This is a genomic window from Pseudanabaena sp. 'Roaring Creek' (genome assembly GCF_001402795.1).
Lineage (GTDB): Bacteria > Cyanobacteriota > Cyanobacteriia > Pseudanabaenales > Pseudanabaenaceae > Pseudanabaena.
This window is the reverse complement of sequence record NZ_LIRE01000686.1, coordinates 1-6,237: the sequence shown is the minus strand read 5'-3', so window position 1 is coordinate 6,237 and position 6,237 is coordinate 1. Positions and strand designations below refer to the sequence as shown.

Sequence of the window (6,237 nt, the reverse complement as noted above, 5' to 3'; positions counted from 1 at the left end):
AAAGTTGCCGAACCTCCCGTCGGTACTGAGAATTGACTAAAACTATGGAATAAATTTGCTCCATTATTGGGCTGATTGCCATTGGTAATCGTAAAGTTGAGATTGTCTGGACTGGTGACTGTCGTAGACAGCGTGCCATCGGCTGTCACAGGTTGTGCTGCCACAGAATAAGTTAGGGATAGATACCCCAAAAGCAGATTGCCCCCTAAATAAGATAGCCGCAAAATAGAAATCATAGATGCCTTTCCCCTTCTCATATAAAACAAATAAAATCGCCAGACAAATATCTTTAGTAAAATCTTATTAAGAATATTAAAAGAAAATAAAAAATCATCAATTAATTAAGCAAATACTAAGTGATTGGGAATGCTAAAAAAGACTTAAAACCCGCATTTACATTGTGTGTGAGCCATAAATTTTGGATTTTATACCTAATTTCGACTTGGCACTTATAGCGTCTTGCCAAATTAATTTCTGCTTAATTTTCGAAACAAAAAACTAATTATAGTCAAGGGTTTAGTATTTTATTCTGCCTATGACAAAATAAAAAAACTGCTATAATTTCAAAGGTCAGTTGGAAAATTTATGGATTATCAAATATTACCTGATTTTACTTATTATGGATTATCAATATTGGCAGACTTAAATTATCTTAAAAAGCAAAGAAATTACTCTTAAATATATGGATTTTTGTAATATTTTGTTGTGTAATTATCTCGCTCGCATCTTGCCATTTACTTTGCCATTCATGAGATCTACGATTATTTTAATAGTTGTAAGTTTGTCTTCAGAATTGTCTGCTATTGAAGCAAGTGAGCTTAATCCTGTATTAAATAAACAAGGATTATTTACACAACTTGTAGATCGTGCCGATCGTATCGATAACGATCGCGTCGATAATAATGTCAGAACCAAAGTCAACACAAAGCGCGATGCTTCTCAATTCCCCATAAAATCGCCCCTTGAACAGAGACTAGGGGAAGAGCCATTGCTTACAGCGCAGAGGGTTGATCCTAATCTTGCTAATCCTTTACAACGGATTAATCCTTCTCCTAATCAACCCGCTTTGCCCCAAGAAACCCTACCTACATCACCAACCTTAGAGCAGTCAGTACCGAAAGTCCCTGAAGGAACGGAGACTCGTCCAAGTACTTTTCCCGCTAAGTTTTTTGTTAAACAAATTGAGGTAATTGATAGCACGGTATTTACTACCGAAGAACTGGCTGTAGTAACTAAACCTTTTACGGGTAGGGAGTTGACTTTCGCGGAATTACTACAGGTGCGATCGGCTATTACTCAGCTTTACATTAGTCGTGGTTATATCTCTTCAGGGGCAATTATTCCTCCTCAAACTATGTCAAATGGGACGATCAGAATGCAGGCGATCGAAGGTAGTTTGGAAGAGATTAAAATTACGGGGCTACAACACCTTAATCCCGACTATATTCGGAGCCGTCTGGAATTAGCGGGAGCAAAGCCTTTAAACATCAACCACCTACTGGAAGGGCTACAATTACTAAAGCTAAATCCCTTAATTGAAAATATTTCCGCAGAACTACAAACAGGCGATCGCCCTGAAACACGAATTTTATTAGTGGAAGCGAAGGAAGCTAAAAATTTCAGCGTTATTCCTACACTAGATAATGGGCGATCGCCTAGTGTGGGTAGTTTTCGTCGTCAGATCCAACTCGTTCATGCTAACTTGCTTGGGCTCGGCGATGGGTTGAGATTGGGCTATACCAACACCGATGGAAGCAATGGCTTTGATTTCAGCTACACAATGCCGATTAATCCTAGCAACGGCACAATCCAATTGGCGGCTGGCACTACGACTAGTAATGTAATTGAGTCTCCCTTTGACGTACTCAAAATTTCGGCGGTCTCGAAATATTACGAAGTCACCTATCGCCAACCCTTGATTTTACGCCCCCAAGAGGAGCTAGCCCTAGGACTATCATTTTCAAGGCAAGAAAGCCAAACTTCCTTAGGCATTGACAATATTGGACCATTTCCCATCTCTTCTGGTGCGGATAGCCAAGGTAGCACCCGCGTCTCCGCTTTACGCTTCTTTCAAGAATGGACTAAGCGCAATGAACAATCTGTAATCGCTTTTCGCTCTCAATTTAGTTTTGGACTTGGGGGATTATTTAATGCCACTGTAAACCAGCAGGGAGTTCCCGATAGCAACTTTTTTGCTTGGCGCGGTCAAGGGCAATGGGTACAGTTACTTGCACCAGATACTCTTTTTCTATTGCGGGGAGATGTTCAGATCGCCGATCGCACATTACTAACCTTGGAGCAATTTGGATTAGGAGGAGTCACTACTATTCGCGGCTATCGCCAAGATTATCTCTTAACCGATAATGGGGCACAGATTTCTGCTGAAGTTCGTCTACCAATTTTTAGAGATACTGATTCTAAAGGGATCTTGCAATTAGTACCCTTTATTGATGCGGGGGCGGGTTGGAACAACAATGGCAGCAATCCGAAACCAAATACTTTAGTAGGGATGGGGATGGGGCTATTGTGGCAACAGGGGGAAACTTTATCCATCCGACTCGACTGGGGCATCCCTCTAGTTAACGTAAATTCGCAGGGCAATAGCTCACAAGAACGGGGCTTATATTTTTCGGCTACTGCCCATTTTTAATCCCTTTTCTTACAGGTGATACCAAAGCTCAAAATGGCTACGCCATTTTGAGCTTTGAAAACCCTTACTGGGTTTGTTTTTTAATTCACAAAAGTGTGACAACACTTTTGTGAATTGGTATTAGCTGTAGCTGTGTGAATTTGTCAAAATCCCAGAAAAATAAGTTGCGGTGCGAAGCACCGCAACTTATTTTTCTGGGATTTTTTAGCGATTTAAAGTTAACTCCTTTTTATTACCTAAAATCCCTTGGGGTCGCCATACCATCAGCAAGATGAGAGTGATCCCGATCAGCATTAGCTGAATTGCTTCAAATCTTCCGCCATCGGCACGAATTTGCTCGGGGAGAAATCGGGGCAGGGCATTATAAGCCTGAAATACGATCGCACCGATAATCACCCCCAGATTATTGCCCGCGCCGCCAATGGTGATAATCGTCCATGCTTGGAAGGTAATCAGCGGGACAAAATTATCGGGATAGACTGTCGTTAATTGCCAAGCATAAAAGGCTCCAGCCATCCCCCCGATCGCTCCACCGATCGCAAAGGCTTGTAGTTTGTACCAAAACACGTTTTTCCCCAGAGCCTTGACCACTTCTTCGTCTTCCCGAATTGCTTTGAGTACTCTGCCCCAAGGCGATCTCACTAGCCACTCTAAACGCCAATACACCACTGCGACAACCACCAGTAATAACGCCGCAAGAACAAAGGAATAGTTTTGGCGCGATACGAGATTAACGAGAGGAAGTGGGAAGTCTTGAACGCCTCGCGTACCTTTGGTCAGCCATTCTTCGTTATTGGCGATGAGCCGCACCAGTTCCGATACGCCGATCGTAACGATCCCCAAATAGTCCTCGCGGAGCTTGAGGGCAGTGCTACCGATCGCGATCCCCAGTAAACCAGCGATCGCCGCCGCAATGAGAAAAGCCCATACCCAAGGTACGCCACTCAGGCTCAACAACACAGTTGTATAGGCTCCAACGGTCATAAAGGCAACATGACCAAAGTTGACTAAACCTGCAAAGCCCCATTGGAGATTTAGCCCCAGACTAAACAGAGCAAAGATGGCTGCATTAATAAAGAGGGTGGTGATGTATTCGAGCATGAATTGTTAATTTAGTTTAAGGGCGCATTGCGGGAGAGATTTTTGCATGAATTATATAGCAACAAGCCCAAAGATGAGTGGTGGCGCAAAGCGCCACCACTCATCTTTGGGCTTGTTGCTACCTTCTCTTCGGGATACAACCAGCAAATTATTAGGCAACATTAGTCAGTATCAGTTAGCCTTTATTCCTTCTGCTGGGGAATTTCATGTTTGAGCGAGCAGTGAGCATTATGGCTGGGGGCATATTTGCAAGTTTTTATTTGATTAGCTATATAGTAAATCCAGACTGGTACATGCGAAAACACCATGCCTTTATGCATTAATCCCGCTTGCCCCATCCCCAATCATCCTGACAACGATAAATCCCTCAATTGTCAGGGATGTGGTTCTGAATTACTGATTGATGGTTGTTATACGGTCACTAAGCTCTTGAGCGATACTGGGGGGTTTGGGGTGGTATATGAAGTAGTTAATCCCGCAGGTCATGCCAAAATCCTGAAGGTTCTCAAACAGGATTTGAACGCAGATAGCAAAGCTGTCTCTTTGTTTCAGCAGGAAGCCTATGTATTAGGGCAGATCGAACATGCGGGAATACCCAAAATCGAGAACTATATCCATCACGATCTTGCCAATGGAACAATGGTACATTGCATTATTATGCAAAAAATTGAGGGGGTGAATCTCGAACAATGGATCAATCAAAGGGATAGAAAACCGATCGCTCAAAAACGGGCGATCGCTTGGCTACGCCAACTAATGGATATTCTGTCCCTAGTACATCGCAACAAATATCTCCATCGCGATATCAAGCCCGCCAATATTATGTTGTCTCCGTCGGGGCAACTGGTTTTGATCGATTTTGGGACTGCCCGCGAAGCGACCCATACCTATCTTGCCAAAATTGGTGGCGTGCAAGGCGTAACGAGCATTTGCTCGGTAGGTTACACCTCCCCTGAGCAGGAAAAGGGTTTTGCCGTACCACAGTCGGATTTTTATGCCCTCGGCTGTACAATGATCCATCTTGTGACGGGGAAATATCCCCTTGATACTTACAATCCCCATCGCGATGTGTTTGAGTGGCGAGGCTTTGCTCCTGATATTTCCGAAGAGTTTGCCGATCTGCTCGATGCGCTCATTGCCAGAAAGCCCAGCGATCGCCCCATTAATTGCGAATCGATTCTTAAAATTATCAAGGAAATCGAACAACTTGATCGGCTTGCCCCCAATGACAAAAATAAATCGAAACGAAAATTAATTAAAAAAGCGCTTAAAGAATCGACTCGTAAGCCAACTTCTCCCATCCTATTAGCTGCCTCTGTATTGATCGCTTCCATCGTGGGACTGAGCATCGGGACGGTAATTAAGGTTTCGGCGATCGGTAATTTTGAAGAGATCAGCATCCAACTGACATCGTTTCAGCAAAAACGTTTAACCCCCATCAAGTTTTTGCAAGGACATACTGATGCGGTGCAAAGTGTAGCGGTGAGTCCAGATGGGAAGACGATCGCCAGTGCCAGTGATGATGGAACTGTGAAACTTTGGGAATTGGAAGGGGATAATACTAGCCCTATCAAGGAAATTAAGGATCGGGGTGGATGGGTGCGTGCGGTAGTCTTTGTCTCGGACTCCCAAATTATCACTGCTGGGCAAGATAAAAATATCAAAATCATTGATATTGCCTCAGGAAAAATTCTTAAAACCCTAAGCGGACATACTAACCTGATTAATAGTTTGGCGATCGCTCCTGCGAGCGACCTGCTAGCAAGTGGTAGCTATGACAATGAAATCAATCTTTGGCAAATCTCAACGGGGAAGCTCTGGCGATCGCTGAAGGGACATACGGATAAAATTTGGGGGTTAGCGATTTCGACGGATGGAAAATTTGTCATCAGTGCCAGTCGCGACAAGACTTTAATAATATGGGATGTGAAAACAGGTGAGGCTTTGCACACCTTGAAGGGGGCTCTGGCGGGGGTAACCTGTGTCTTGATTACCCCTAATGGGAAACAAGTAATTAGTGGGGGCGGGGATCGAGTTATTCGGGTTTGGGATATGGCTTCAGGTAAGCAGCTATATACCCTTAATGGTCATGAAGATGCGATCGGTGCGATCGCCATTACTAGCGATGGCAAATATCTCTTGAGCGGTGGCAAGGATAACCCTAACTCCATTCGTTTATGGAATCTGCAAACAAAATCTCAAATTTGGAACTTTATCGGTCATACCGATCTAGTTACATCCCTAGTAATTACTCCAGATAATCTGAAATTAATTAGCAGCAGTCAAGACAAAAATATCGATATTTGGCAAATGCCAAAGCTAGGCGAATAAGTAATACTAATTCACGAAAGTGTTGTCATACTTTTGTGAATTTGTGAATTATAGCTACAGTCACTTGACTGAGGACAAATCAAACCCCAAGAATTGACTGGCGGCGCGAAGCGCCGCCAGTCAATTCTTGGGGTTTATGTCCTAATACACTTGGC

General features: G+C 43.5%; 4 protein-coding genes. 2 read left to right on the top strand and 2 right to left on the bottom strand.

Annotated features, from left to right (window positions below):
- On the bottom strand, positions 1 to 236 hold a 236-nt coding region (locus AC805_RS19245), incomplete at its 3' end, for a hypothetical protein (protein ID WP_156341485.1).
- A gap of 512 nt (positions 237 to 748) precedes the next feature.
- Between AC805_RS19245 and AC805_RS19240 the strand changes: the two genes are divergently transcribed.
- Positions 749 to 2,650, top strand: a complete 1,902-nt coding sequence (locus tag AC805_RS19240) for a ShlB/FhaC/HecB family hemolysin secretion/activation protein (protein WP_231663799.1) — start codon at positions 749 to 751, stop codon at positions 2,648 to 2,650.
- A 204-nt stretch (positions 2,651 to 2,854) separates the two neighbouring features.
- Here AC805_RS19240 and AC805_RS19235 read toward each other — a convergent pair whose 3' ends face one another.
- Positions 2,855 to 3,751 carry a branched-chain amino acid ABC transporter permease gene (locus tag AC805_RS19235; RefSeq protein WP_055076894.1) on the bottom strand — a complete coding sequence of 299 codons (897 nt, stop codon included), beginning with the start codon at positions 3,749 to 3,751 and terminating at the stop codon, positions 2,855 to 2,857.
- Positions 3,752 to 4,057: 306 nt separating this feature from the next.
- On the opposite strand from AC805_RS19235, the gene AC805_RS19230 reads away from it, so the two are divergent.
- Entirely contained in the window at positions 4,058 to 6,082 is a 2,025-nt protein-coding gene (locus AC805_RS19230; protein WP_055076893.1) for a serine/threonine-protein kinase, read from the top strand.
- Positions 6,083 to 6,237: the final 155 nt, after the last annotated feature.

Bases quoted from the DNA above. Each gene is read 5' to 3' on its own strand.
- AC805_RS19230 (WP_055076893.1), top strand. From the start codon at position 4,058: ATGCCTTTATGCATTAATCCCGCTTGCCCCATCCCCAATCATCCTGAC.
- AC805_RS19235 (WP_055076894.1), bottom strand. From the start codon at position 3,751: ATGCTCGAATACATCACCACCCTCTTTATTAATGCAGCCATCTTTGCT.
- AC805_RS19240 (WP_231663799.1), top strand. From the start codon at position 749: ATGAGATCTACGATTATTTTAATAGTTGTAAGTTTGTCTTCAGAATTG.